General features: G+C 72.2%; 23 protein-coding genes and 2 rRNA genes. 8 read left to right on the forward strand and 17 right to left on the reverse strand.

What is annotated here, in order from left to right; genetic code table 11:
- The first annotated feature begins 53 nt into the window (after positions 1-53).
- Positions 54-875: a DeoR/GlpR family DNA-binding transcription regulator gene (locus tag OG403_RS05400; RefSeq protein WP_329561863.1), complete on the forward strand. Its 822-nt coding sequence runs from the start codon at positions 54-56 to the stop codon at positions 873-875.
- A gap of 52 nt (positions 876-927) precedes the next feature.
- Here the strand turns inward: OG403_RS05400 and OG403_RS05405 are convergent, their stop codons facing one another.
- The 3 genes from OG403_RS05405 to OG403_RS05415 all read right to left on the reverse strand — a co-directional run bounded on the left by OG403_RS05405 (position 928) and on the right by OG403_RS05415 (position 3,650).
- Complete coding sequence (locus OG403_RS05405; protein WP_329561864.1) at positions 928-2,028, reverse strand: PLP-dependent cysteine synthase family protein; 1,101 nt, start codon at positions 2,026-2,028, stop codon at positions 928-930.
- A gap of 93 nt (positions 2,029-2,121) precedes the next feature.
- Complete coding sequence (locus OG403_RS05410) at positions 2,122-2,322, reverse strand: SHOCT domain-containing protein (protein WP_329561866.1); 201 nt, start codon at positions 2,320-2,322, stop codon at positions 2,122-2,124.
- 62 nt (positions 2,323-2,384) lie between these two features.
- Positions 2,385-3,650 carry an ROK family protein gene (locus tag OG403_RS05415; RefSeq protein WP_329561867.1) on the reverse strand — a complete coding sequence of 422 codons (1,266 nt, stop codon included), beginning with the start codon at positions 3,648-3,650 and terminating at the stop codon, positions 2,385-2,387.
- 17 nt (positions 3,651-3,667) lie between these two features.
- Here OG403_RS05415 and OG403_RS05420 point away from each other — a divergent pair, with 17 nt between their 5' ends.
- Positions 3,668-4,915 carry an MFS transporter gene (locus OG403_RS05420; protein WP_442910861.1) on the forward strand — a complete coding sequence of 416 codons (1,248 nt, stop codon included), beginning with the start codon at positions 3,668-3,670 and terminating at the stop codon, positions 4,913-4,915.
- Between the two features lie 9 nt (positions 4,916-4,924).
- Complete coding sequence (locus tag OG403_RS05425; RefSeq protein ID WP_329561868.1) at positions 4,925-5,413, forward strand: HutD/Ves family protein; 489 nt, start codon at positions 4,925-4,927, stop codon at positions 5,411-5,413.
- Between the two features lie 46 nt (positions 5,414-5,459).
- Here the strand turns inward: OG403_RS05425 and OG403_RS05430 are convergent, their stop codons facing one another.
- From OG403_RS05430 to OG403_RS05440, 3 genes are all read right to left on the reverse strand, one after another.
- Positions 5,460-6,212: an acyltransferase gene (locus OG403_RS05430; RefSeq protein ID WP_329561869.1), complete on the reverse strand. Its 753-nt coding sequence runs from the start codon at positions 6,210-6,212 to the stop codon at positions 5,460-5,462.
- 115 nt (positions 6,213-6,327) lie between these two features.
- Positions 6,328-7,110: an enoyl-CoA hydratase family protein gene (locus OG403_RS05435; RefSeq protein WP_329561871.1), complete on the reverse strand. Its 783-nt coding sequence runs from the start codon at positions 7,108-7,110 to the stop codon at positions 6,328-6,330.
- Between the two features lie 250 nt (positions 7,111-7,360).
- On the reverse strand, positions 7,361-8,647 hold the full coding sequence (locus OG403_RS05440; RefSeq protein ID WP_329561872.1) for an MFS transporter: 1,287 nt from the start codon (positions 8,645-8,647) through the stop codon (positions 7,361-7,363).
- Positions 8,648-8,717: 70 nt separating this feature from the next.
- Here OG403_RS05440 and OG403_RS05445 point away from each other — a divergent pair, with 70 nt between their 5' ends.
- Positions 8,718-9,704 (forward strand): ArsR/SmtB family transcription factor, encoded by a 987-nt coding sequence (locus tag OG403_RS05445; protein ID WP_329561873.1) that lies wholly within the window; start codon positions 8,718-8,720, stop codon positions 9,702-9,704.
- A 128-nt stretch (positions 9,705-9,832) separates the two neighbouring features.
- On the opposite strand, the gene OG403_RS05450 is transcribed toward OG403_RS05445, so the two are convergent.
- Positions 9,833-11,059, reverse strand: a complete 1,227-nt coding sequence (locus tag OG403_RS05450) for a geranylgeranyl reductase family protein (RefSeq protein WP_329572117.1) — start codon at positions 11,057-11,059, stop codon at positions 9,833-9,835.
- Between the two features lie 181 nt (positions 11,060-11,240).
- Here OG403_RS05450 and OG403_RS05455 point away from each other — a divergent pair, with 181 nt between their 5' ends.
- Positions 11,241-12,614, forward strand: a complete 1,374-nt coding sequence (locus tag OG403_RS05455; protein WP_329561874.1) for a dipeptidase — start codon at positions 11,241-11,243, stop codon at positions 12,612-12,614.
- 39 nt (positions 12,615-12,653) lie between these two features.
- On the opposite strand, the gene OG403_RS05460 is transcribed toward OG403_RS05455, so the two are convergent.
- From OG403_RS05460 to OG403_RS05470, 3 genes are all read right to left on the reverse strand, one after another.
- Positions 12,654-13,457, reverse strand: a complete 804-nt coding sequence (locus OG403_RS05460; RefSeq protein WP_329561876.1) for a DUF4184 family protein — start codon at positions 13,455-13,457, stop codon at positions 12,654-12,656.
- 58 nt (positions 13,458-13,515) lie between these two features.
- The gene (locus OG403_RS05465; protein ID WP_329561877.1) at positions 13,516-14,574 is read right to left on the reverse strand and encodes an NUDIX hydrolase; all 1,059 of its coding nucleotides are present in this window, start codon (positions 14,572-14,574) and stop codon (positions 13,516-13,518) included.
- Between the two features lie 210 nt (positions 14,575-14,784).
- On the reverse strand, positions 14,785-15,774 hold the full coding sequence (locus OG403_RS05470; protein ID WP_329561878.1) for an ROK family protein: 990 nt from the start codon (positions 15,772-15,774) through the stop codon (positions 14,785-14,787).
- Positions 15,775-15,930: 156 nt separating this feature from the next.
- Here OG403_RS05470 and OG403_RS05475 point away from each other — a divergent pair, with 156 nt between their 5' ends.
- Complete coding sequence (locus tag OG403_RS05475; protein WP_329561879.1) at positions 15,931-16,494, forward strand: DUF1707 and FHA domain-containing protein; 564 nt, start codon at positions 15,931-15,933, stop codon at positions 16,492-16,494.
- 30 nt (positions 16,495-16,524) lie between these two features.
- Here the strand turns inward: OG403_RS05475 and OG403_RS05480 are convergent, their stop codons facing one another.
- The 4 genes from OG403_RS05480 to OG403_RS05495 all read right to left on the reverse strand — a co-directional run bounded on the left by OG403_RS05480 (position 16,525) and on the right by OG403_RS05495 (position 20,701).
- On the reverse strand, positions 16,525-17,952 hold the full coding sequence (locus tag OG403_RS05480; protein WP_329561881.1) for an acyl-CoA synthetase: 1,428 nt from the start codon (positions 17,950-17,952) through the stop codon (positions 16,525-16,527).
- Positions 17,953-18,137: 185 nt separating this feature from the next.
- The gene (locus OG403_RS05485) at positions 18,138-19,100 is read right to left on the reverse strand and encodes an electron transfer flavoprotein subunit alpha/FixB family protein (RefSeq protein ID WP_329561882.1); all 963 of its coding nucleotides are present in this window, start codon (positions 19,098-19,100) and stop codon (positions 18,138-18,140) included.
- A gap of 42 nt (positions 19,101-19,142) precedes the next feature.
- The gene (locus OG403_RS05490; RefSeq protein WP_329561883.1) at positions 19,143-19,907 is read right to left on the reverse strand and encodes an electron transfer flavoprotein subunit beta/FixA family protein; all 765 of its coding nucleotides are present in this window, start codon (positions 19,905-19,907) and stop codon (positions 19,143-19,145) included.
- Between the two features lie 365 nt (positions 19,908-20,272).
- Positions 20,273-20,701 carry a thioredoxin family protein gene (locus OG403_RS05495; RefSeq protein WP_329561885.1) on the reverse strand — a complete coding sequence of 143 codons (429 nt, stop codon included), beginning with the start codon at positions 20,699-20,701 and terminating at the stop codon, positions 20,273-20,275.
- Between the two features lie 206 nt (positions 20,702-20,907).
- On the opposite strand from OG403_RS05495, the gene OG403_RS05500 reads away from it, so the two are divergent.
- Both OG403_RS05500 and OG403_RS05505 read left to right on the forward strand, forming a co-directional pair.
- Positions 20,908-21,354, forward strand: coding sequence for a DUF4395 domain-containing protein (locus tag OG403_RS05500; RefSeq protein ID WP_329561886.1), 447 nt, complete (start codon positions 20,908-20,910; stop codon positions 21,352-21,354).
- A gap of 266 nt (positions 21,355-21,620) precedes the next feature.
- On the forward strand, positions 21,621-22,388 hold the full coding sequence (locus OG403_RS05505) for a lysophospholipid acyltransferase family protein (RefSeq protein WP_329561888.1): 768 nt from the start codon (positions 21,621-21,623) through the stop codon (positions 22,386-22,388).
- A gap of 96 nt (positions 22,389-22,484) precedes the next feature.
- Here the strand turns inward: OG403_RS05505 and OG403_RS05510 are convergent, their stop codons facing one another.
- From OG403_RS05510 to OG403_RS05520, 3 genes are all read right to left on the reverse strand, one after another.
- Positions 22,485-23,111 carry an HIT family protein gene (locus OG403_RS05510; RefSeq protein ID WP_329561890.1) on the reverse strand — a complete coding sequence of 209 codons (627 nt, stop codon included), beginning with the start codon at positions 23,109-23,111 and terminating at the stop codon, positions 22,485-22,487.
- Positions 23,112-23,180: 69 nt separating this feature from the next.
- Positions 23,181-23,297: ribosomal RNA gene (rrf, locus tag OG403_RS05515) — 5S ribosomal RNA — on the reverse strand.
- A gap of 83 nt (positions 23,298-23,380) precedes the next feature.
- Positions 23,381-26,500: ribosomal RNA gene (locus tag OG403_RS05520) — 23S ribosomal RNA — on the reverse strand.
- Between the last annotated feature and the right edge of the window lie 218 nt (positions 26,501-26,718).

Genomic DNA, 26,718 nt, shown 5'->3' on the forward strand with positions numbered 1-26,718 from the left:
TGACGTGGCAGGATGACTATAAGGACGGAACACCGAAAGGCGGGGCGGCGTACGTGGCCGACAACAGCAACCTGCTCGCCGAGCAGCGCCGGGCGCTGATCCTGGACGAAGTACGACGGCGCGGTGGAGTGCGGGTCAACGAACTGACCCGGCGGCTGAACGTGTCGGACATGACGATCCGCCGGGACCTGGACGCGCTCGCCAAGGTCGGCGCGATCGAGAAGGTGCACGGCGGCGCGGTGCCGGTCGAGGAGGCCCGCACCCACGAGCCGGGCTTCGAGGCGAAGTCGACGCTCGAACTGTCGGCCAAGGAGGAGATCGCCCGATCCGCCGCCGCACTGGTGACGCCGGGCAGCGCGATCGCGCTCTCCGGCGGGACGACCACCTTCGCGCTGGCCCAGCACCTGGTGGCGATCGGGCCGCTGACCGTGGTGACCAACTCGGTGCGGGTCGCGGACGTCTTCGAGCGGGCCCAGCGCCAGGGCGAGGGCACCGGCACCACCGTGGTGCTGACCGGCGGGGTGCGCACCCCCTCGGACTCGCTGGTCGGCCCGGTGGCGGACCGGGCGATCCGCTCGCTCCACTTCGACCTGCTCTTCCTCGGCACCCACGGCCTCTCCCCCGAGGCCGGGCTCTCCACCCCGAACCTGGCCGAGGCCGAGACCAACCGGAACTTCGTGGCCTCCGCGCGCCGGGTCGTGGTGGTGGCCGACCACACCAAGTGGGGCGTGGTCGGCCTGTCGACCTTCGCCGAGCTGGCCGAGGTGGACACCTGGGTCACCGACGCGGCGCTGTCGGCCGAGGCCGGCGAGGCCGCCCGGGAGCACGTGCGCGAGCTGGTGCTGGCGCCGTCCGGGGCCGGCCGGCTCGGCTGAGGGCGCAGGCGGCTGAGGGCGCAGGCTCTCCGGCTCTCCGGCTCTCCGGCTCTCAGCCGAGGGCAGGTGCCGTCCCGGCCAGCAGCGCCGCCAGCGCCCGCTCGTACGGAGCGATGTCCAGGCCCTGGTCGGCGAGCCAGGAGTCGGCGTAGTACTTGTCGAGGTACCGGTCGCCCGGGTCGCAGATCAGGGTGACCACGCTGCCGTGCTCCCCGCGCGCCCGCATCTCGGCGACGATCTTGAGCGCGCCCCACAGCCCGGTGCCGGTGGAGGCCCCCGCCCGCTTGCCGAGCACCCGCTCCAGCAGCCGGATCGCCGCGATCGACGCGGCGTCCGGGACCTTCATCATCCGGTCGACCGCACCGGGCACGAAGCTCGGCTCCATCCGCTGCCGCCCGATCCCCTCGATCCGCGAACCGCGCTCGCTGGTGGCGTCCGGGTCGTGGTTGACCCAGCCGTCGAAGAAGCACGAGTTCTCCGGGTCGGCCACACAGATCCGGGTGTCGAACTGCTGGTAGTGCACATACCGGGCGATGGTCGCCGAGGTGCCGCCGGTGCCGGCCGTGGCCACCACCCAGGCCGGCTCCGGGTGCGGCTCCAGCCGCAGCTGGGCGAAGATCGACTCCGCGATGTTGTTGTTGCCCCGCCAGTCGGTGGCCCGCTCCGCGTACGTGAACTGGTCCATGTAGTGCCCGCCGGTCTCGGCCGCGAGCCGGCTGGAGGTCTCGTAGACCTCGCAGGGATCGTCCACCAGGTGGCAGCTGCCGCCGTGGAACTCGATCAGGTCGATCTTCGCCTGGCTGGTGGTCCTGGCCATCACGGCGATGAACGGGACGCCGATCAGCTTGGCGAAGTACGCCTCGGAGACGGCCGTGGAGCCACTGGACGCCTCGATCACCGGCTTGCCGGGCCGGATCCACCCGTTGCACAGCCCGTACAGGAAGAGCGACCGGGCCAACCGGTGCTTGAGGCTCCCGGTGGGGTGCGTCGACTCGTCCTTCAGGTAGAGGTCGATGCCCCAGTCGGTGGGAAGCGGGAAGCGCAGCAGGTGCGTGTCGGCCGAGCGGTTGGCGTCGGCCTGCACACGGCGCACCGCCTCCTTCAGCCAGGCGCGGTAGGCGGCGTCGGAGCGGTCGACATCCAGGGTTTCCATGGAGTCGATTGTAACGGAAAGTAATCGTTTCGAGAGGTGCAGGTTCCGCTTATCGAAGCCCTCGGGAGCTGCCGAGGGCTTCGACAGGCGCGATCACCAGTGCGGCCACCGGGCGCCCCCCGAGCCGTCGTCCTCCGTCAGCGTCGCCTTCCGTGCCCGGTACTCGTCCTCGTCGATCTCACCGCGCGCGTAACGCTCGCCGAGCACCGCCGGCGGCGGGGACTGCGGGCCGCCGTGGGCCCAGGGGCCGTAGGGGCCGCGCCAGCGGCGCCAGGCGGTGCGGTGCGGCGTCACGCTGACCCGGACGCCCTTCTGGTGACGGGGTCTGACTGGGCGTCATGGCGTTCGCAAGGGCCCTACCCCGCGACCAGCTGCGGGTTCGCCAGGTACGGCTCCCAGGCCAGCTCGGCCGCTCCCACCAGCCCGCCGTGTGCCAGGGCGGACGCGACGATCGGCACCTGGTCGCAGCGGCCCCAGAGGCTGTGCCGGATCACCGCCTCCGGCAGCCGCTCGGGGGCGGCGGCGAGCAGGTCGCGGTGCAGGCCGCCGAGCACGATCCGGTCGGGGTTGAGGATGTTGGCCAGGCCCGCGAGGCCCAGCCCGAGCCGGTCGACCACCTGGTCCACCGCCGCCCGGGCCACCGGGTCCCGCCCGGCCGACCGGGCCAGTTCGCGGGCCTGGTCAAGCAGTTGACCGGCTGGGTCGAGCAGTTGACCGGCTGGGTCAAGCAGTTGGCCGGCCGGGTCGCTCGCCCGGCCGGCGGCGGCGAGCAGCGCCGCCGGGTCGGTCTCCACGTTCAGGCAGCCGCGGTTGCCGCACGGGCAGGGGCGGCCCAGCGGATCCACCGTCAGATGGCCGACCTCCAGGGCGAGTCCGGCGCTACCGGTGTGCAGACGGCCGTCCACCACCAGCGCGCCGCCCACGCCCCGGTGACCGGAGGTGACCAGCAGCAGGTGGCGGGCGTCGCGCCCGGCGCCGTGGCGGTGTTCGGCGAGCGCGACCAGGTTGGCGTCGTTGGCGACGGCGGTGGGCAGCGGGCGGCGGGTCCGGGGGCCCAGGTCCTGGGCGGCCATGGCGTCCGCGAAGAGTGCGGCGGCCGGGGTGTCGCCGGGCCAGCCGAAGGTGAGCGCGGCGGGGGCGGTGCCCTGCGGCAGGCGGACGGGATTGGGCAGCGCGAGGGCGGCACCCAGGCAGCGGCGGCGGTCGGCGCGGATCAGCCCGGCGCCGGCGTCGGCGATCGCGCCGAACAGGCTGACCGGATCGGTACGGGCGGGCAGCGGGTGCGCGACCGGCTCACCCAGCGACCCGCCGAGCCCGGCCAGCGCCACCGAGAAGCCGTCGGCGTGCAGTTGGGCGGCCAGCACCACCGGGCCCTCGGGTGTCAGGCCGAGCCGGTGCGAGGGGCGACCCCGGGTGCTGCCGATCGGGTGCTGATCGACCGTCACCAGGCCGAGCGCGGCCAGTTCGCCCGCGACGGCACCGGCCGTGGCCCGGGTGACCTCCAGGGCGGCGGTGAGGGCGGAGCGGGTGGGGGCGCGGCCGGTGTGGACCAGCTCCAGGGCCGGGCCGAGCAGGCTGCGACCTCGATCCGGCGCGCGACGGGTTGTCGGAGTGTGCGGCACTCCTCTATTCTCACTTTGTGCCGCTCCTGAACAAAATACGCGCCACCGTCCGCCACCCGTCCGGTACAGCAGAACCGTCCGCCCCGGCAGGCCGGGCGGTCAGCGCCTGGCCAGCCGCCCGGCTCGCGCTGACCGCCTTCTTCGCCGTCGACGGCTTCCTCTTCGCCGCCTGGGTGGTCCGGATCCCCGACGTCCGGGCCCAGGTGCACGCCTCGCACGCGGCCCTCGGGCTCGCGCTGCTCTGCGTCTCGGCCGGCGCGGTGGCGACCATGCCGCTGGTCGGCCGGCTCTGCCTGCGGCACGGCAGCCGCCGGATCACCGTGCTCTCGCTCGCGCTGCTCAGCGGCGCGGTGGTGCTGCCGTCGCACACCCACTCGGTGCCCGCCCTCGGCGCGGTGCTGCTGCTCTTCGGCGCCGGGTACGGGGCCGCCAACGTGGCGATGAACAGCACCGCCGTCGAGTTGGTGGCCGAGCTGCGGCGCCCGGTGATGCCCAGCTTCCACGCCGGCTACAGCCTCGGCGGGCTGCTCGGCGCGGCGGTCGGCGGACTGCTGGCGGGGCAGCTGACGGCCAGTTGGGCGCTGGCCTGCAGCGGGGCGCTGGGCGTGCTGGTCACCGCCGGGGCCGGGGTGGTGCTGCTGCGCGGCGGCCGCGTCGCCGGCACGGTGCGCGAGACGCCGACGGAACGTGCCGTGGCGGGGCAGCTGCCACGGGCCGGCCGGCTGCTGGTGCTGCTGGTCGGGCTCACCGCGCTGTGCAGTTCGTACGGCGAGGGCTCGCTCGCCGACTGGGCCACCCTGCACCTGACCGACGACGTGCACGCGGGCGCGGCGCTGGCCGCCTTCGGCTACGCCGTCTACGCCTTCGCGATGACCGCCGGGCGGCTGGCCGGGACCTGGCTGTCGATCCGGCTCGGCCCCGCCCGGCTGATGGTGGCCGGCGGCCTGACGGCGGGTGCGGGCATGCTGGTCGCCGCGTTGACCCCCTCGGTCTGGCTGGTGCTGGCCGGCTTCGTGCTGGTCGGGCTCGGGCTGGCCAACCTCTTCCCGCTGGCGATCGCGCGGGCCGGCGAGGTGGGCGGGCCGCGCGGGGTGGCCACCGCCTCCACCCTCGGGTACGCGGGCATGCTGATCGGCCCGCCGGTGATCGGCTTCCTCGCCGACGCGGCGAGTCTGCCGCTGGCGCTGACCACGGTCTCCGCCGCCGGCCTGGGGGCCGCCGCCCTGGCGGCGGTGGTGCACCGGGCCGGGCGGCGGCACGGGTAGCCTGCCCACATGAGCGTCCATCAGCTGCCCGCCGCCGCCCGCACCGTCACCCCCTGGCGCAACGGTGGCGGGTACACCCGCGAGGTGGCGGCCGACCCCGGCGGGGCGTGGCGGGTGAGCCTGGCGGAGGTCGCGGCGGACGGGCCGTTCTCACTCTTCCCCGGCCTGGCCCGGATCCTCACCGTGGTGGAGGGGCCCGGCCTCGAACTGACCGTCGGCGACCGCGAACCGGTCATCGTCCCGCCGCAGCGGCCGTTCGCGTTCCCGGGCGGGCTGCCCACCAGCGCCCGGCTGCTGGGCAGCCCGGTCACCGCGCTCAACCTGATGGCCCGGGAGCCGGGCGCCGAGGTCACCGTGACCTCGGGCGGCGAGGAGCTGCGACCGGCGGCGGGCGGCACCCTGCTGGCCATCGCGCTCGACGGCTACGACGCGGTCCTGGTCAGCCACCCGTCGAGCGCGCCGGGGCCGGTCGGGCGGACGGCACTGATCCGTCTCTGATCCGTCTCTGATCAACCGGCGGCACCCGGCGACGAGGGGCCGGGGCTCAGTCGACCGTCGGCGGCCGCAGGTCCCAGCCCACCAGCGCGCGCAGCTGCTCGGCGGTGACACCGTCGGGCAGCGGGCGCGGCGCGTCGTGGCGGAACGGCGGCTGCCAGCCCTCGGCCTCGGTGAAGCTGCGCACCACCCGCGCGGGCGCCCCGGCCACCACGCTGTGGTCGGGCACCTCGCCGCGCACCACCGAGCCGGCCGCCACCACCACGTTGCGGCCCAGCCGGGCGCCGGGCAGGATCACCGCGCCGGTGCCGATCCAGCTGCCGGCGCCGATCTCGACCGGCTCGTTGCGCGGCCACTGCTTGCCGATCGGCAGGGTGGTGTCACGGTACTCGTGGGCCTGGTCGCTGATGTAGACGTTCGGGCCGGTCCAGACGTCGTCGCCGAGCACGATCGACTGGTGTCCGATCAGGTGGCTGCCCCGGCCGATCACGCAGCCGCCGCCGATGGTGATCAGCGGCTCCGGGCCCAGGTCCAGACCCGGCACGAAACCGGCCGAGATGGTGACCCGCTCGCCGATGATGCAGAACGGGCCGATCGCGATCGACTGCTCGTTGAACACGGTGCCCAGCGGGAAGGCGAGCTTGCTGCCGTCCCCGAGGGTGTGGAAGCGGTACGGACCCGGGTTCTGGTTGGAGACGGCGCCCTGCTCCTGCACCCAGCGCCAGCTCCGGTGCACGGCTCGCCCGGCGGCACGACGGGCCCGGGAGCGGACGGCGGTGAGCAGGGCGGTGGCGTTCGGCATGCGCACACGGTAGCCGCTCCCCCGCCGCCCGCCGACGGCCGGGGGAGCAAGATCACACCACCGATCGGATCACGCCGGGAGACCGACCGGGATCACCGCACGACCGGCGCCGTGGTCACTGCGCGTCGAGGGCCCACGGTGCCGGGCGCCGCTCCAGGAACGCCTTCATGCCCTCCTGCGCCTCGGGCGAGCCGAAGAGTCGGGCGGACTGCTCGACCCGGGCGTCCGCGTCCTGCTCGAAGGAGCGCACCACCTCGGCGTTGACCAGCCGCTTGGACTCGGCCAGCCCCTGCGGGGAGGCCAGCCGCAGCGCGGCCAGCACCTCGGCCAGCACCTTCGCCGCCTCGTCCGCCTCGCCGGCGGCGACGGTGATCAGGCCGATCCGGGCCGCCTCGACGGCGTCGAAGGTCTCGCCGGTCAGGTAGTAGCGGGCCGCGGCGCGCGGCTCCAGCTTGGGGCGCAGCGGCAGCGAGATGACGGCGGGAGCCAGGCCGAGCCGCACCTCGGTGAAGGCGAAGGTGGCGGCGGGCCCGGCGATCGCCAGGTCGGCCGCGCCGAGCAGGCCGAGCCCGCCGGCCCGGACGTGCCCGTTGACGTACGCGATCACCGGCTTGGGGCAGTCCACGATGGCCCGCTGGATGTCCACCAGGCCGCGCGGCCCGACCGTCGGGTCGCTGCCGGTGGCCTCCGAGAGGTCGGCGCCCGCGCAGAACACCTTGCCGGTGTGCCCGAGCACCACGGCCCGCACGGCCGGGTCGGCCGCGGCGTCCGCCAGGCCCCGGGCCAGCTCGGCCATCAGCCGGGTGGAGAGCGCGTTGCGGTTGTGCGGGGAGTCGAGCTCCAGGGTGGTGACGGCGCCGGCCGTGCTGACGCGGACGAGGGGCGCTGCGCTGGTCATCGCGGTAGGACCTGCTTTCCGGTATCCGATATGAGGGTGGGTCGGACGGGCTGGGAGCACTCTGGCACGCCGGACCGCCTCCGAACCAGGGGCCACCGGCCCGGGCCGTGCCGGCACCGTGAATTCGCTGGCCGGCCGCGGCACCCGCTCGGCAGAATCTCGCAGGCCTGCGCGCGGCCGGGCCGGCGACAGAGCTGGCCGCCGCCGACCTGCCGTACTGCCGGCGGTGGTCAGATGAGCCGACCGCCCGTCAGGCCAGGGCCGCGCGCCGCTGCGCCCAGCGGCTGACCGGGACCAGCGCGACCCCGGCCACCGCGAACAGGAGGCCGAAGCCGAGCCAGCCCAGCATCCCGTGCCCCACCACGCCCAGGGTGATCAACGCGGGCCCGACCATGAGGGTGGCGGCCGTGCCCGCGTTGAAGACGCCCTGGTAGGCGCCGACCGCGCGGTCGCCCGCCAGGTCGTAGCTGAGCGCCCAGGTGCCCGCCTGGGTGAGCACCTCGCCACCGGCCTCGACGACCAGGGCGAGCGTCAGCACCACGGTGGCGAGCAGCGGCGACAGTCCGTGGGCCAGGCCGAACAGCAGGCAGCCGGCCGCCAGCAGCAGCCCGCCGCGCAGGCAGACCCGGGCGGCCCGCCCCGGCTGCTCGGTGCCCCGGGTGGCCCGGACCTGGAAGAGCACCACCAGGGCGGTGTTGATGGTCATCGAGACGGCGACCATGACGCGCGGCGCGTGGGTGTCGCGGACGATCCAGAGCGGGACGCCGACCTCCAGCATCGCGAACTGCAGGGTGAGCACGGCGCTGAGGCCGGTGATGGCGAGGAAGGGCAGGTCGCGCAGCGCGGGATTGCGCCGCTCCGCGCGGGTGCGGGCCACCGACGGCGCGGCGGCCGCCGGCCGGCTCGGCACCCGCAGCATGCCGAGCGCCACCAGCCCGTAGCTGACCGCGTTCGCGAGCACGGTCAGGTTGTAGGCGAAGCGGGTGTCGGCCTGCAGCGTGAGGCCGGCCAGGATGCCGCCCAGGCCCATCGCCACGTTGGTGACCGCCCGCAGGTAGGCCCGCCCGGCCACCCGCTGCTCGCTCGGCAGCACCTCGGCGTAGAGCGCGCTGCGGGCGGTGGCCACGCCGCGGTCGAGCGCGGTCACCACGCAGGAGAGCAGCACGAAGGCGGGCAGCCCGTGCAGCAGGGGGTAGCCGGTGCTGCCCACCGCCTCGACGGCGACCAGCACGATCACCACCCGCTTGCTGCCCCAGCGGTCGGCGGCCCGCCCGGCGGGGATGCTGGCCAGCACCCCGCAGAGCCCGGCCACGGTGAGCACCACACCTACCTGGGCCACGCCGTAGCCCAGGATCCGGGTGAAGTAGAGGGCGCTGATCGTGAAGAACAGGCCGTTGCCGAGCGCGTTGGCCACGGTGATCCAGGTCAGCAGCCGCAGCACCGGATCGGTCGGCAGCAGTCGGCCGGGCGCGCGGATGGGCGCCGGGGCGGGCGGAGCGGGTACGGACGGCGTGCTGTCGGTGCTTGTCGTCGTCATGACGCGATCTCAGCCCGGCCCGGTACCGTACGGGTACTGATTTAGGCCCAAGCTGAATCGAGGGGCTGTTATGCACCGTTTCCTCCTCGGCCTGGCCGACCTCGCCGCGGTCTCCTTCTCCTGCTCGCCGCTGCACGAGACGGTGCTGAGCCTGCGGATGTGGACCCACCCGGAGAGCTATCCGGCGCAGCGGCCGTGGTTCCGGCAGATGCGGCCGGCCTTCGAGCAGTTGGAGGGCGGCCGGCTGCTGCGCGCGCTGGTCGCCGGCAACCGGTACACCCCGGACTTCCTGACCCCGCGGCCGACCGGCCCCTCCCCCGGCTTCCGGGCCGAGCTGGGCGTGCTGCGGGCCACCGACCCGGCGAACCTGCGGGCCGAGCTGGAGCCCGCCTTCCTGCCGCACGACGGGGCGCTGCCGCCGCCGCTGGCCGAGGGGCTGGCCGAGCCGGAGCGCCTGCTGGAGGCGATCTGCCTGGCGCTGGAGGAGTACTGGGAGAACTGCCTGGCCCCGCACTGGTGGCCCCGGGCCCGCTCGGTGCTGGAGGCGGACATCGTGCACCGGGCCCGGACCCTGGCGCAGCAGGGCGCCGCGGTGATGTTCGCCGAACTCGACGACCGGCTGCACTGGTCGGACGGCGTGCTGACGATCAACCGCAGCTGGGGCGACTCCGGGGACACCGACATCCCGGTGCGACGGCGCGGCCTGGTCTTCCTGCCCAGCTGCTTCGTCCGCGGCGCCAACACCTCGATCAGCGCCGAACTGCCGCCCTCCATCAGCTATCCGGCCCGCGGCCAGGGCACCATGGCGGGCGCCCTCGACCCGCCGGGCTCCTCGCGCGCGCTGGAGCAGCTGCTCGGCGCGCCCAAGGCCCGCCTGCTGACCCTGCTGCACGAACCGGTCTCCACCACCGAACTGGCGCTGCGGCTGAGCGTGACCCCGGGCGCGGTGAGCCAGCACCTGGCGGTCCTGCTGGCCACCCGCCTGGTCACCCGGGCCCGGCACGGGCGCTCGGTGCTCTACCTGCGCAGCCCGCTGGGCGAGGAGCTGTGCCGCTGATGCCCCGCCACCACCCGCACCGCGCGCAGCAGGTCCAGGCGAGGACGGCCCGGCGGACGTCGGCCCGCCGGAGCCCTCACCCGTACTCCCCCGGGAGCAGGCGCCCGGCGGGCACGGTCGGACCGGCCCTACCGCGAGGCCAGTGCCGCCAGCCGCCGCGCGGCCCGGTAGCGCCGCAGGATCTGGCCGAAGGTGGTGTGCCCCTGGGTGGTCTGGGCGAACGCCTGCCAGGCCGGCCTGATCACGCAGACCGCCAGGTGGAACAGGTACGGCCGGCGCTCGAAGGCCTCCAGCATCACCTTGCCCGCCCGCATCTCCACGCCCAGGCCCGCCTTCACCGCGAAGGCGTAGTTCAGCGCCTGCCGCCGCACCTCCTGCGGGCTGCCCGCCTCGGCCACCTGCACCGCCCACTCGCCGGCCAGCCGGCCCGAGCGCAGCGCGTAGGAGATGCCCTCGCGGGTCCACGGCTCCAGCAGTCCGGCCGCGTCGCCGGCCACCAGCACCCGGCCGCGGGAGAGCGGCGAGTCCTCGGCCCGGCAGCGGGTCAGGTGGCCGGACTCGATGGCGGGGGTGAAGCCGGACAGCCCCAGCCGGCGGATGTAGTCGGCCAGGTAACGCTTGGTCAGCTCGCCGTCGCCGCGCGCCGAGATCACCCCGACGGTCAGCGTGCCGGAGTCGGTCTTCGGGAAGACCCAGCCGTAGCTGCCGGGCAGCGGGCCCCAGTCCAGGTGGATCCGGCCCTCCCAGGCCCGGGCCACCCGCTCGGGCACCGGGATCTCGGCCTCCAGGCCCAGGTCGATCTGGTCGAAGGTGACCCCGACGTGCCGCCCGATCCGGCTGGCGCTGCCGTCCGCGCCGACCACCGCGCGGGCCTGCGCCGAGCGCCCGTCGGCCAGCGTCACGGCCACCGTGCGGCGGTCGGCGCCGCCCTGCTGCTCGACGCCGGTCACGGTGACGCCGGTGACCAGCACGGCGCCCGCCTGCTGGGCCGCCTCGACCAGGCGCAGGTCGAACTCGGTGCGGTTGACCAGGCCGAAGAGCATCCGCTTCGAGCGCCGGGTGCGGGTGAAGCGGCCGTTCAGCGCGAAGGTGACGGCGTGCACCCGGTCCTGGAACGGGATCTTGAAGTCGGCCGGCAGGTTGTCCCGGGACGGTCCGATGATCCCGCCGCCGCAGGTCTTGTAACGGGGGTGCTCGGCCTTGTCCAGCAGCAGCACCCGGCGACCCTGCACAGCTGCGGCGTGCGCGGCCGAGGCCCCGGCCGGGCCGGCCCCGACCACCACGACGTCCCAGACACCGTCGAGCGGGTCACGGGCTTCGACGTCGGCTTCAGGTTCGGCCGCCGGTCCGTCCAGAACGTCGACGGGCAGGCGGGCATCGGGGGCATTACCGGAGTCTCTCACGTCGAGTCATCCTATGCGGCGCACCGGCGTGTGCCGCCTGCGCCACCAGCGCGGCCACGCCACCCGGGCGTCCGGCGGCGCCCTTATGCTCGGTCGCACAGGTGATCAACCACGCAGCTTCCGGAGAGCCGTCATGACCGAACCCTCGCCCGATCTCGCCGCCGCCGTCCATGCGCTGATGCCCCGTGCCCAGCGCGAGCTCGCCGAGCTGGTGGCCTTCCCGTCGATCGCCGACCCGCAGCTCGGCCTGGAGCGGGAGTGCCAGGCCGCCGCGCACTGGGTGGCCGACGCGCTGCGCGCCGAGGGACTGACGGGCGTTCAGCTGCTCGACACGCCGGACGGCACCCAGTCCGTCTACGGCGAGCTGACCGGCGTGCCCGGCGCGCCGACCGTGCTGCTCTACTCGCACTACGACGTGCAGCCGCAGCTGGACGAGAAGGCCTGGGCCAGCCCGCCGTTCCAGCTCACCGAGCGCGACGGGCGCTGGTACGGGCGCGGTGCGGCGGACTGCAAGGGCAACATCCTGATGCACCTGACGGCCCTGCGGGCGCTGCGCGAGAGCGGCGGCCCGGCGCTGCCGGTCAACCTGAAGGTGATCGTCGAGGGCTCCGAGGAGCAGGGCACCGGTGGCATGGAGCAGTACGCCATCGCGCACCCCGAACTGCTCACCGCGGACGCGATCGTGATCGGCGACGTCGGCAACTTCGCGGCCGGCCTGCCGACCGCCACCGCCTCGCTGCGCGGCATCACCGAGGTGTCGGTCGAGGTGCGCACGCTGGCCGGCAACCTGCACTCGGGCGCGTTCGGCGGCGCCGCCCCCGACGCGCTGGCCGCGCTGCTGAAGCTGCTCGCCTCGCTCTACGACGAGCAGGGCGGCACCGCGATCGCGGGCCTGCCCGCCGACCAGACCTGGCCCGGCGTCAGCTACCCCGAGGACCGGTTCCGCGCCGACGCCAAGGTGCTGGACGGGGTGCGGCTGATCGGCACCGGCGACGTCGCCGACCGGCTCTGGGCACGTCCCGCGGTGACCGTGGTGGGCATCGACGTCCCCGCGGTGATCGGGTCCACCTCCTCGGTGCAGGCCGGCGCCAAGGCCAAGGTCAGCCTGCGGGTGCCGCCGGGCATGTCGATCGAGACGGCCCAGGACGCGCTGGTGGCCCACCTGGAGCAGGCGGCCCCCTGGGGCGTCCAGCTGACCGTCACCCGGCTCAGCGGCGGCCACCCGTTCCTCGCCGAGACCTCGGGCCCCGCCTACGAGGCGCTCGGCGAGGCGATGCGCGAGGCGTTCGGGGTGGACATGGTGGTGGCCGGCGAGGGCGGCTCGATCCCGCTCTGCAACACGCTGCGCACGCTCTACCCGAAGGCCGAGATCGTGCTGATCGGCGTCGAGGAGCCGAGCACCCAGATCCACGCGGTGAACGAGAGCGTGGACCCCGAGGAGCTGGAGCGGATGGCGCTCTCGGAGGCGCTGTTCCTGCGGCGGTACGCGCAGGTCTGGCAGGGCTGAGGCACCAGGGCCGGTCGGGCGGTTCGCCTCCCACCGGCCCTACCGCCGGTGGACCTGCCGGGGCGGCCCCAGCAGGTCCAGCACGCCCAGCACGGCCGCTGCCGTCGTGGCCCCCGCACCGGCGCCGAAGCAGAAGTCGGAGATCGGGTCCGACCGCCCGCCCGTACCGCGCGCCCGACGGACGCGGCTCAGCCGGTGGGCGGCCCCGGCCGCCGCGCCGGCGCCGACCAGCGCCCGCCGGCGGGCCCGCTGACGGGTCGTCCGCGGGTCCTGCGGCGCCCCGCCGTCCGGCTCGATCCGCAGCTCGCGGGCCAGGTGACCGCCGAGCACGGCCAGCCCGAGGGCCGAGCTGCCGTACTGCAGCGCCGTGCAGAGCGGCACACCCGCCACCCGGCGCTCGAGCACCGGCAGCAGTCGCCCGCCGAGCCGCCCCGGGTGGGTGAACGCGTCCCAGCCGACGTGGCCGGCCGCGCCGAGCGCGGCGGAGAGCGCGAAGGCGGTGGCCCGCTGCCCGGACCCGCCTGGCGCCGGGCGGCGCTCGGTGGCCAGCAGGGCGGGTTCGGCCCAGCACGGCGGCAGCAGGCCGAGCAGCGGGCGCCGCAGCGCGCCCTGCCAACCGGCCGCCAGCACCCCCGCCAGCGCCACGTCCACGGTGGGGACCGCCCACCACCGGTGGGTCAGCGCGCCGTGCCGGAACAGCCCCGGGCCCCAGGAGGCCGCGAAGAACGGCAGGTCAGGCGCCATCGACCCGGCGACCAGCGCGGAGGCCAGCAGCGGTCCCCGGCCGCGCAGCCCGCGCAGCAGCGGCAGCACGGCGGCGGGATGGCTGAACGTGAACGGCATGCGGCCATCCTCGCCGAGAGCCGTCGGCGCGGCCATCCGCCCGCCGGCTGCCCGGTCGCTACCCGGCGCTGCCCGCGCCGGTGGCCGCCGGGCGGCCCGCCTCCAGGTAGTGCGAGGTGCCCGCGCCACGGGCCTCCAGGGCGCTGGCCAGCCGCCGGTAGCGGCCGGCCGACAGCAGCCGCTCGGATTCACCCAGGGTGACGAAGCGCCAGTCCCGCAGCTCGTCCGGCGGCAGCCGCAGCTCGGCCCGCTGAGCGGCGGTCAGGCGTCCGCCGTCGTAGACCAGCCGCATGCCGCCCCGGCGCGGGCCGGTGCGCGGCTCCCAGTCGACCGCCAGCAACCGCAGCGCCTCCGGGTCCAGCCGCAGGCCCAGTTCCTCCGCGGCCTCCCGGACGGCAGCCAGGGTGGGCGCCTCACCGCGCTCGACCACGCCGCCGGGGAACTCCCAGTCGGGCTTGTAGACGGGGTCGACCAGCAGCACCCGGTCGTCCTCGTCGAAGAGCAGCACCGCGGCCGCCACCGTGTCGTCCGCCGAGTCGGTGGCGCGCACGATCGGGCAGCGCGCGGCGCCTTCCGCGACCAGGGCGGCGAGGGTCTCGGCGACCTGGCGGGGCGTCAGGTCGGCGGTGTCCAGTACCCGGGCGTCGCGGTGCAGCCAGGTCCGGGCCTGCTGGTAGACGGGCAGGTGGGCCAGGCGCCAGCGGCGGCACTCGGCGTCGGCCGCCGGATCGTCCGGGAACCGCGTGTCGTGCCCGATCCGCTCGCGCAGGATCGTTTCCTCAGCGTGCAGCACGAAGTGGTGCACCGTCAGGCCGCGGGCCGCCAGCGCGCCGAAGATCTCGTCCCGGTAGGCCTCGCGCAGCAGCGTCATCGGGACCACCAGGGTGCCCGGCACCTCCGCCAGCACCGTGGCCGCCGCCTCGGGGACCAGACGCCGCCAGGCCGGCAGGTCCTGGTAGTCGCCGACCTCGGCCAGCCGGCGGCGCGGCAGCACCCCGCGCAGGTAGTCGCCGATGCCCTCCGGATCGAAGAGGGTGCTGCCGGGCAGCAGCTCCACCAGCTCACGGCAGGCGCTGCTCTTGCCCACTCCGAACGTCCCGTTGACCCAGATGATCACGATTCCCCCTGACCTCGCCGACGCTCCCTGACGCGCCGAGCGCCCCGGCACCATCCGAGGTGGTACCCGCCGAGGCCGACCCGTCATTCCTGAAGATCTGATGAGCGGTCACTTCTCGGTCCGATCCACGTTCGATCCAGGTCCGCTCCCGCTCCGAACCGGGGCGCGTTTCGCCGAGCACGCGCCGCCCGCTCAGGCCCGCGCGCCCGCTCAGGCCCGGGCCACCGCCCGCAGCGCCGCCGCAGCAGCGCCCACCAGGCCCGCGTCGGTGGCCAGTTCCGCCGGCCGCAGGCGCAGCCCGCGCACGTAGGAGAGTGCCGCGTAGTCGCCCAGCCGCTCGCGCAGCGGGCCGAACAGCAGCTCGCCCGCCTGCGCGACACCGCCGCCGATCACCACCACCTCCAGCTCCACCAGCGTCGCCGCCGCCGCGATGCCCGCGGCCAGCGCCTGCCCGGCGCGGGCGAAGGCGGCCAGCGCCACCGGATCGCCGGCGCGCGCCGCCACGGCCACGGCGGCCGCGTCCACCCGGCCGCTCGCGGCGCCGGACGCCGCACCGGTCGCCTGGCCGCTCGCCGCACCGCCGGGCCGCCAGCCCGCCGCCAGCGCGTGCCGGGCGATCGCGGTCCCGCTGGCCAGACCCTCGAGGCACCCCCGTCCACCGCAGGCACAGGGCTCACCGTCCAGGTCCACGCTGATGTGGCCGATATGCCCCGCGTTGCCGGTCGGCCCGGGGTGCAGCGCCCCGCCCAGCACCAGGCCGCCGCCGACCCCGGTGGAGACCACCATGCAGAGCGCGTTGTCGAAGCCCCGGGCCGCGCCGCGCCAGTGCTCGGCGGCGGTCATCGCCACCCCGTCGCCGGTCAGCACCACCGGGCGGCCGGCCGCCAGCTCACGCACCTCCCGGACCACCGGAAAGTCGCGCCAGCCGGGGATGTTGACCGGGCTGACGGTCCCTCGCACGGTGTCCACCGGGCCCGCGCTGCCGACCCCGACCAGCTCGACCCCGGCCCACTGCGGCGTGGCCGCGAGTGCCTCGACCACCTCGGCCAGCGCGTCGCGCACCACCTTGCCCGACTCCTGGGCCCGGGTGGGGCGCTCGACCCGGTGGTACAGCTCGCCGTCCTCGGCCCCGACGAGCGCTCCGGCGATCTTCGTCCCACCGATGTCGACCGCCGCGACCAGCGCCTGACCAGTCATCATCCACCGTCCTGTTCCTCGTCGTCCGTGGCCCGAGCCCATCCTGCCCGGTCCCGGCCACGACGCGGCCGCACCTGCCGGGACTGTCCCGCAGCACCCCGCGGTTCCCGCGCCACCCATTCTGGACACCGCGCCCCGCCGCGCCCCAGAATCGGTCGTATGACCGCTCCCGAGCCCCGCACCAGCGTGGCCTCCGTCGACCTCCAGGCCCGTCCCTCGGAGGCCGACCGCGAACGCGCCCTCGAGGTGCTGCGGGACGGCGCCGGGGACGGTCGGCTCTCGCAGGACACCTTCATCCGCCGGATGGAGCTGGTGCTCACCGCCCGCAGCACCGCCGAGTTGGCGGCGGCCCTCGCCGACCTGCCGGCCGACGGCCCGCTGGCCCGCTTCGCCCTGCGCGCGGTCGGGCGCCTGTCCGCCTTCACCGTCCGGCTGCGCAACGCCTGGCGGACCGAGCGCCTGCCCGGCCTGACACTGCCTCAGCTGGGCCCCGCCGAGCTGCGGATCGGCCGCGCCCCCGGTTCGGACCTGCGCCTCACCGATGTCTCCGTCTCCCGTCAGCACGCCGAACTGCGCCGCTACGGGGACGGCTGGGTGCTCTACGACCTGGGCTCGACCAACGGCACCCACGTGAACGGCCGCCGGGTCACCGGCGGCGTGCCGGTGGGGCCGGGCGACCAGGTCGAGTTCGGCAGCCAGGCGTTCCGGCTCGGCGCGGCCTGAACCCGCGCCTCCCGATCCGCCCGCAGTCGGCTACTCCTCCAGCAGCCGCTTCTTCAACACCTTGCCCATCGCGTTGCGCGGCAACTCCTCGACCAGGACCACCTTGCGCGGGCGCTTGTGCACCGAGAGCCGCTGCGCCACGAAGTCGGTGAGCTGGTCACCCGTCACCGGGCCGTCGGGGATCACGAAGGCGACCACCGCCTGCCCCAGGTCCGCGTCCGGGGCGCCGACCACGGCGGCGTCCGCGACCGCCGGGTGGTCGCGCAGCGCGGCCTCCACCTCGCCGGCGCCGATCTTGAAGCCGCCGCTCTTGATCACGTCCACCGAGCCGCGACCGACGATCCGGTGGAAGCCGTCGGGGCCGATGGTCGCGACGTCCCCGGTGCGGAACCAGCCGTCCTCGGTGAAGGCCTCGGCGTTGGCTAGCGGGTTGCCCAGGTAGCCGTCGAACATCGAGGGACCGCGGACCTGGAGGTCGCCCACGCTCTCCCCGTCGGCGGGCACCGGGCGCCCGTCCTCGGCGATCAACCGGGTCTCGGTGCCGGCCAGCGGCAGGCCGACGCTGCCGGGGCGGCGCTCGCCGGCGGCCCGGGTGCTCACGGTGATCAGGGTCTCGGTCATGCCGTACCGCTCGACCGGGCGGTGGCCGGTGAGCGTGGTCAGCTTCTCGAAGACCGGGACGGGCAGCGGGGCGCTGCCGGAGACCAGCAGCCGGGCGCCGCTCAGCGCCTGGGCCGCGGGCTGGTCGGCGGCGATCCGGGACCAGACGGTGGGCACGCCGAAGTAGAGGGTGCCGGCCGCCTCGGCGTAGGCCGCCGGGGTCGGGCGGCCGGTGTGCACCAGCCGGCAGCCGGTGCGCAGCGCGCCGAGCACGCCGAGCACCAGGCCGTGCACGTGGAACAGCGGCAGGCCGTGCACCAGGGTGTCCTCGGCGGTCCAGGCCCAGGCCTCGGCCAGCGCGTCCAGGTCGGCGGCCACCGCGCGGCGGGAGAGGATCACGCCCTTCGGCGGGCCGGTGGTGCCGGAGGTGTAGAGCACGAAGGCGGCCTGCTCGGCGGCGGGCTCGGGGGGCTGCTCGGCACTGGTCTCGCCGAGGTCGACCGGCAGCGCGTCGACGGTGGCAGCGCCGATGATCTCGGCCGCGACCTCCTTGACGGCCGGGCCCTCGCCGGCCAGCAGCTCGGCGCCGCTGTCCCGCAGGATGTGCGAACGCTCCACCGGCCCGGCGTCCGGCGGCAGCGGCACCACCGGCACCCCGGCCAGCAACCCGCCGACCACCGCGGTCACGGTCTCCACACTCGGCCGCGCCAGCACGGCCAGCGCCCTGGCCCCGGCCACCCGGGCCGCCACCGTGTTGGCCGCGCCCAGCAGCCGCTCCCGGGAGAGGGTCCGACCGTCGATCCGCAGCGCGTCGGCCGCGTCGCCGTGCCCGCCCTGAAGTGCTGTCAACAGGTTCACGGCGGCACTCTACGGGACCCGCACACGCCACAGGGCGTGATCCACACCACCACGGGGGGATCACGCCCTGCTGGAGCTGTCGGCCGAGCTGAATCCGGCTCGACACTCGCTCAGTTGCTCGTGCGGTCGCTCGCGTTCGGCCTCCCGAGCGCCGCTCGGTCCGGCCCTGCGGGCGCCGCTCGGGTTCAGCCCTTGCGGGCGTTGACCTCGCCGGTCAGCTGCGGCAGCACGTCGAACAGGTCGCCGACCACGCCGTAGTCGACCAGCTCGAAGATCGGCGCCTCGGCGTCCTTGTTGATCGCGACGATGGTCTTCGAGGTCTGCATGCCGGCCCGGTGCTGGATCGCGCCGGAGATGCCCGCCGCGACGTAGAGCTGCGGGGAGACCTGCTTGCCGGTCTGGCCGACCTGGTTGCTGTGCGGGTACCAGCCGGCGTCCACGGCCGCGCGCGAGGCACCGACGGCCGCGCCGAGCGCGTCCGCGAGCTGCTCGACCACGCCGAAGCCCTCGGCGGCACCGACACCGCGGCCGCCGGAGACCACGATCGCGGCCTCGGTCAGCTCGGGGCGGCCGGTGGAGACCCGCGCGGTGCGCGAGGTGACCTTGGCGGCGTTGCCGGTGAACTCGACGGTCACGTTCTCGACCGTGCCGGCGGCCGGGGCGGCCTCGGGCGCGGCGGAGTTCGGCTTCACGGTGATGACCGGAGCGCCGTGCGAGACCTTCGACTTGACCTGGAACGAGGCCGCGAAGACCGACTGGGTGGCGACCGGGCCGTCGGCGCCGGCCTCCAGGTCGACGGCGTCGGTGATGATGCCGGAGCCCAGGCGCAGCGCCACGCGGGCCGCGACCTCCTTGCCCTCGCCGGAGGAGGTGACCAGGACGGCCGCGGCGCCGGAGGCCTTGGCGATCTGGGTCAGCGCGTCCACCTTCGGGACGACCAGGTAGTCGGCGAACTCGGCGGCGTCGGCGACGTAGACCTTGGCGGCGCCGAACTCGGCGGCCTTGGCGGCGATGTCGGCGGCGGCAGCGCCGGCGCCGAGGACGACCGCGGACGGCTCGCCGATCCGGCGGGCCAGGGTGAGCAGCTCCAGGGCGGGCTTGCGGACGGCGCCGTCGGCGTGGTCCACCAGGACCAGGATCTCAGCCATGATTTTTTGTCTCCTGAGGGAACGTGGGGGCCGGACGGCGGGTCAGATGAACTTCTGCTCGGCGAGGTAGCTGGCGAGCTGCTTGCCGCCCTCGCCCTCGTCCTTGACGATCGTTCCCTTGGTGCGGGCCGGGCGCTCGGTGATGGTCTCGATCGCGGTCCACGCGCCGGCCAGGCCGACCTCGTCCGCGTCGATGCCGAGGTCGTCCAGGTCGAGCTCCTCGACCGGCTTCTTCTTCGCGGCCATGATGCCCTTGAAGGACGGGTAGCGAGCCTCGCCCGACTGGTCGGTGACCGAGACGACGGCCGGCAGCGCGGCCTCGACCTGCTCGGTGGCGGCGTCGCCGTCACGGCGGCCCTTCACCACGCCGCCGTCGACGGCGACCTCGGAGAGCAGGGTCACCTGCGGCAGGCCCAGGCGCTCGGCGAGCAGCGCGGGCAGCACGCCCATGGTGCCGTCGGTGGAGGCCATGCCGCAGACCACCAGGTCGTAGCCGGTCTTCTCGAGGGCCTTGGCGAGGATCGCGGAGGTGGCGATCACGTCCGAGCCGTGGATGTCGTCGTCGTTGACGTGGACACCCTTGTCGGCACCCATGGAGAGGGCCTTCTTCAGCGCGTCCCGGGCGTCGTCGCCGCCGACGGTCAGCACGGTCACCTCGGCGTCGTCACCGGCCGCCTCCTTGATCCGCAGCGCCTGCTCGACGCCGTACTCGTCGAGCTCCGACAGGAGCCCGTCCACGGCGTCCCGGTCGGTGGTGGTGTCGTCCGCGAAGCGACGGTCACCGGTCGCATCGGGCACGTACTTCACACAGACAACGATCCTCAAGCTCACGGCCTGTCTCCTGTACTGGTCTCGTCCGGCGGCTGCCGCGGGTGCAACGGGCGGGTGCGCACACGCTGACACCCGCTACGGACAGCGCATTCCTGCTGCCCTGACCGGCACTTCCGGCAGCATACTCGGCAGCATCCCGCTCTGGTTACTCGTCAGTATCTAAATACCGGTCGCCCACATCTTGCCGCAATGTCAGGGCGTTATCCCCCCTGATCATTGTGACGAAGCTCTCGACTTCCCCAGCACTCAACCCACCGGTGAATGCCGAGCTCAGGACGCCGGTCCCGGGAATGCTCCCGGACCCTGCTCAGGTGCCGCTCGGGCCGCTGCGGCGGCCGCGTTCAGCAGGCTTCGCCGAGCGCGGCTATCACGTCGGCGCGGCGCGGCTGGCCGACCGCGCGCTTCACCACCCGCCCGGTGCCGTCCAGCACCAGCACGGTCGGGGTGCGCAGGATCTCCAGCCGGCGGACCAGCTCCAGGTGCTGCTCGGCGTCGATCTCCACGTGCGCCACGCCGGTCACCATCCCGGCGACCTCCGCGAGCACCCGGCGGGTGGCCCGGCACGGCTGGCAGAAGGCGGTCGAGAACTGCACCAGGGTGGCCCGCTCCCCCAGTTCGATCTGCTCGCCGAGATCGGCGGCGGACAGTTGCACGGTCTCGTCCCTCCCGCGCGCCGTGACGGCGCGCACCTTTCCGTCGCGCCGGGCCCGGGAGAACCCGAAGGCACTCGCCAGCGCGAGCACCGCGACGCACACCAGCAGTCCGGTCATGCGCTTCAGTGTGCGCCACCGCGGGCTTCGCCCGGACACTGGCTCCTCCGCTCGCGAGCCGCGTACGATCACGCCGTGGACATCCCCCGGAAGCGACTGACGCGGCGCCGCGTGGTCGACCTGTGCCGGGCCACCGCGTCGCGCTGTCGGTGAGCCGCTCCGCCGCTCCCCCGCTCGCCCTTCCGTCCGACGCCTCGGAGTCCACCGTGCAGCAGCGAACCGTCCAGCGCCGCCCCGCTCAAGTCGACCCGCGCGGGCCGCGCTTCGCCGCCGCCCTGACCAGCCTGGTACTGGCCGCCGTCCTGATCACCGGCAGCGGTGCGCTGCTGGCCGGCCAGGCGCTGGTCTTCGCACTCGGCGCGCTGGCCGGTCTGCGCTACTCGCCCTACGGCTGGCTCTACCGGGTACTGGTACAGCCCCGGCTGGGCCCGCCCGCCGAGTGGGAGGACGCCCGTCCGCCGCGCTTCGCCCAGAGCGTCGGGCTGCTCTTCGCCCTGCTGGGGACCGTCGGCTACCTCGGCGGCGCCGACTGGCTGGGCCTGGCCGCCACCGGCTGCGCGCTGGCCGCCGCCTTTCTCAATGCCGCGTTCGACTACTGCCTGGGCTGCGAGGTCTACCTGTGGTGGCGCCGCGCACTGCCCGGCCGCGCCTGAGAGCGACCCCCTGATCGCCGCTCGGGCCACCCCCCTGCCGCCGGTCAGCCCGAGTTCCCGATCCCGCCCTGTTCAGGGGTGTGATGACAATCTCGCGCCGCCGACGCACGCCCAGGTGACAGAAGGCACTCCTTCGAGGGACCATCATCAGCAGAATCACCCGTGTCAGCCGCGGCGTGCCGCGCCTCGAGGCCCGGTCCCCTGGTGGTGAACCCGGGTGCCACCGCACCGGGCCAGGGCCCGTACGTAGTAGAAGTAGGCTGACCGTGGCAGAGTTCGTGTACCCGCCGGTGATCCGTGCCGCGCTGACCGTCTTCAAAGCGCTCGACTGCCGGATCACCATCGTGGGTGCCGAACACGTGCCGGCCACCGGCGGCGCGGTGCTGGTGAGCAATCACATCAGCTACCTGGACTTCCTCTTCGCCGGCCTGGGTGCCTACCGGGGCGGTGACCGCAAGACCCGCTTCATGGCGAAGGACGAGGTCTTCCGGCACAAGATCTCCGGCCCGTTGATGCGCGGGATGAAGCACATCCCGGTCGACCGCACCGACGGCCAGCCCGCGTACGAGGCCGCGGTGCGCGCGCTGAAGGCGGGCGAGGTGGTCGGCGTCTTCCCCGAGGCCACCATCAGCCGCTCCTTCATGCTGAAGAAGTTCAAGACCGGCGCGGCCCGGATGGCCGCCGACGCCGGCGCCCCGCTGCTGCCGGTGATCCTCTGGGGCACCCAGCAGCTGTGGACCAAGGGCCGCCCGAAGACCCTGACCAAGCGGCACGTTCCGGTCACCATCATGATTGGCGAACCGATTCTCCTGGAGCCCACCGACAAGCCGGTGATGGTCACCCGGCGGCTGCGGGCGGCGATGAGCGAGATGCTCGACCGGGCCCAGCGCGACTACCCGGCCAAGCCGACCGGCCCCAGCGACTCCTGGTGGCTGCCCGCCGGCCTCGGCGGCACCGCGCCGACCCTGGAGGTCGCGGAGGCCGAGGACGAGCAGGAGGCAGCCGCCAAGGCAGCCCGGCGCGCCGGGGCCTGACCGAGCCCGAGCCCAGCACCGAGTACCTGTTGACGGCGCGTCACCCTCGCGGGGTGGCGCGCCGTTCGACGTTCGGTCGACTGGTCAGGCCGCGGATCAGCTGTCGGCGGCGAGCGCGGCGGCGATCTGCCGGTTGGTCCGCGCCCAGACGTCCTCGGGCACCTTGGGCAGGAACTCGGCCCAGAGCGGCAGGAAGGTCCCGCGCAGCTGCAGCATGCCCTCCGGCCGGGCGAGGAACCAGAGGTGCAGGTGCGCGGCTCCGTCGCCCCACCGGTTGATGTGCACCCGGGCGATACCGCCCAGCGACTTGATGGCGCGCTCCACCCGCTGGCAGACCGGCCCCAGCTCGGCCGCACGCTCGGCCGGCAGATCCGCCAGGTCGTAATGCCCGCGCGAGAAGAGCATCACCGCGGCCGGCAGACCCTCGGGCTCGGCGAACCGGCAGACCATCCAGTGATCGTCGGCCCAGAGCACATCGGGATCGTCGATCTCCCGCTGGCAGGCACGGCAGTTCTCCGGCCCGTCCTCACCCGAGCGAGGCGGCTCCGGCAGCACCGGCTCGGCCAGTGCCTTGACCTTCAGCTCCCCCTCGAGCGGGAAGGCATCCCAGCCCACCACTCCACCGGCCGGCAGCTCGAGGGGCTTGCCGATCGGCAGACTACGGACGAACGGACTCGGCTCCACGCCGCGTTCACGGTCGGCGGCACGCTCATTGTCAGTCATGCGCCGAATTCTGGCACGAACGCGAAGAAGCCCCCACCGAATATCGGTGGGGGCTTTTTCAGAAGAATTGTTCGGCGGCGTCCTACTCTCCCACAGGGTCCCCCCTGCAGTACCATCGGCGCTATGAGGCTTAGCTTCCGGGTTCGGAATGTAACCGGGCGTTTCCCTCACGCTATGACCACCGAAACACTATGAAACTGTCAACCGCACCACACCGTGACCTGGCGTGGGGTCGTTGTTTCAGAACAACACAGTGGACGCGAGCAACTGAGGACAAGCCCTCGGCCTATTAGTACCGGTCAGCTCCACCCCTTACGAGGCTTCCACATCCGGCCTATCAACCCAGTCGTCTACTGGGAGCCTTACCCTCTCAAGGAGGTGGGAGTGCTCATCTCGAAGCAGGCTTCCCGCTTAGATGCTTTCAGCGGTTATCCCTCCCGAACGTAGCCAACCAGCCATGCCCTTGGCAGGACAACTGGCACACCAGAGGTTCGTCCGTCCCGGTCCTCTCGTACTAGGGACAGCCCTTCTCAACACTCCTACGCGCACAGCGGATAGGGACCGAACTGTCTCACGACGTTCTAAACCCAGCTCGCGTACCGCTTTAATGGGCGAACAGCCCAACCCTTGGGACCTACTCCAGCCCCAGGATGCGACGAGCCGACATCGAGGTGCCAAACCATCCCGTCGATATGGACTCTTGGGGAAGATCAGCCTGTTATCCCCGGGGTACCTTTTATCCGTTGAGCGACGGCGCTTCCACAAGCCACCGCCGGATCACTAGTCCCTGCTTTCGCACCTGCTCGACCCGTCGGTCTCACAGTCAAGCTCCCTTGTGCACTTACACTCAACACCTGATTGCCAACCAGGCTGAGGGAACCTTTGGGCGCCTCCGTTACTCTTTAGGAGGCAACCGCCCCAGTTAAACTACCCACCAGACACTGTCCCTGATCCGGATCACGGACCCAGGTTAGACATCCAGCACGACCAGAGTGGTATTTCAACGACGACTCCACAACAACTGGCGTTGCTGCTTCAAAGTCTCCCACCTATCCTACACAAGCCGAACCGAACACCAATATCAAGCTATAGTAAAGGTCCCGGGGTCTTTCCGTCCTGCTGCGCGAAACGAGCATCTTTACTCGTAATGCAATTTCACCGGGCCTATGGTTGAGACAGTCGAGAAGTCGTTACGCCATTCGTGCAGGTCGGAACTTACCCGACAAGGAATTTCGCTACCTTAGGATGGTTATAGTTACCACCGCCGTTTACTGGCGCTTAAGTTCTCAGCTTCGCCCTGACGAATCAGAGCTAACCGGTCCCCTTAACGTTCCAGCACCGGGCAGGCGTCAGTCCGTATACATCGCCTTACGGCTTCGCACGGACCTGTGTTTTTAGTAAACAGTCGCTTCTCGCTGGTCTCTGCGGCCACCCCCAGCTCAGAGAGCAAGTCTCATCACCAGGAATGGCCCCCCTTCTCCCGAAGTTACGGGGGCATTTTGCCGAGTTCCTTAACCATAGTTCACCCGAACGCCTCGGTATTCTCTACCTGACCACCTGAGTCGGTTTGGGGTACGGGCCGCCATGAAACTCGCTAGAGGCTTTTCTCGACAGCATAGGATCATCCACTTCACCACAATCGGCTCGGCATCAGGTCTCAGCCTTAATGAGTGACGGATTTGCCTATCACTCGGCCTACACCCTTACCCCGGGACTACCACCGCCCGGGCTGGACTACCTTCCTGCGTCACCCCATCGCTCACCTACTACCCTGTTGGATCAGCGGCTCCACCACGTCCCTTTGTCCGAAGACTCCGGGCCGGCTTCACGGCTTTAGCATTCAGAGGTTCGACGTTGGCGCTTCAAAGCGGGTACGGGAATATCAACCCGTTGTCCATCGACTACGCCTGTCGGCCTCGCCTTAGGTCCCGACTTACCCTGGGCAGATCAGCTTGACCCAGGAACCCTTGGTCAATCGGCGCAAGAGTTTCCCACTCTTGTATCGCTACTCATGCCTGCATTCTCACTCGTATCCCGTCCACGACTCGATTCCTCGGCCGCTTCACCCGGAACACGACGCTCCCCTACCCATCCACAGCGTCGTTGGACGTATTCTGTGAATGACACGACTTCGGTGGTGTGCTTGAGCCCCGCTACATTGTCGGCGCGGAATCACTTGACCAGTGAGCTATTACGCACTCTTTCAAGGGTGGCTGCTTCTAAGCCAACCTCCTGGTTGTCTCTGCGACTCCACATCCTTTCCCACTTAGCACACGCTTAGGGACCTTAGTCGGTGTTCTGGGCTGTTTCCCTCTCGACCATGGAGCTTATCCCCCACAGTCTCACTGCCACGCTCTCACTTACCGGCATTCGGAGTTTGGCTAAGGTCAGTAACCCGGTGAGGCCCATCGCCTATCCAGTGCTCTACCTCCGGCAAGAAACACGTGACGCTGCACCTAAATGCATTTCGGGGAGAACCAGCTATCACGGAGTTTGATTGGCCTTTCACCCCTAACCACAGGTCATCCCCCAGGTTTTCAACCCTGGTGGGTTCGGTCCTCCACGCGGTCTTACCCGCGCTTCAACCTGCCCATGGCTAGATCACTCCGCTTCGGGTCTTGGGCATGCAACTCAAACGCCCTATTCGGACTCGCTTTCGCTACGGCTACCCCACACGGGTTAACCTCGCTACACACCGCAAACTCGCAGGCTCATTCTTCAAAAGGCACGCAGTCACGGCCCGCCAGCAAGCTGACGAACGACGCTCCCACGGCTTGTAGGCACACGGTTTCAGGTACTATTTCACTCCGCTCCCGCGGTACTTTTCACCATTCCCTCACGGTACTATCCGCTATCGGTCACCAGGGAATATTTAGGCTTAGCGGGTGGTCCCGCCAGATTCACACGGAATTTCTCGGGCTCCGTGCTACTTGGGAGAAGCTCAAGTGAGCCGCTGATGTTTCGTCTACGGGGGTCTTACCCTCTACGCCGGACCTTTCGCATGTCCTTCGACTACACCAACGGTTTCTGACTCACCCAGCCGCCGGCAGACGACTGAAGAACTTTCCCACGACCCCGAAATGGCAACCCCTGCCGGGTCTCACACCACTCCGGTTTAGCCTCATCCGGTTTCGCTCGCCACTACTCCCGGAATCACGGTTGTTTTCTCTTCCTGCGGGTACTGAGATGTTTCACTTCCCCGCGTTCCCTCCACATACCCTATGTGTTCAGGTATGGGTGACAGCCCATGACGACTGCCGGGTTTCCCCATTCGGACACCCCCGGATCAAAGCTCGGTTGACAGCTCCCCGGGGCCTATCGCGGCCTCCCACGTCCTTCATCGGTTCCTGGTGCCAAGGCATCCACCGTGCGCCCTTAAAAACTTGGCCACAGATGCTCGCGTCCACTGTGCAGTTCTCAAACAACGACCAGACACCCACCCTCAACACCCCAACAGGGCGCCTCGCATGGGACCGGCACTGAGACAACGATTACTCGTTCCCTCAGGACCCAACAACGTGCCCGACACACCAGATCAACCGAAACCGTTCCACGCCGAAGCAGTACTAGGAGACAACCAACCCTGTGTGCCGAATAGTCAACGTTC

This window comes from Kitasatospora sp. NBC_01266, assembly GCF_036242395.1.
Classification (GTDB): Bacteria; Actinomycetota; Actinomycetes; order Streptomycetales; family Streptomycetaceae; genus Kitasatospora.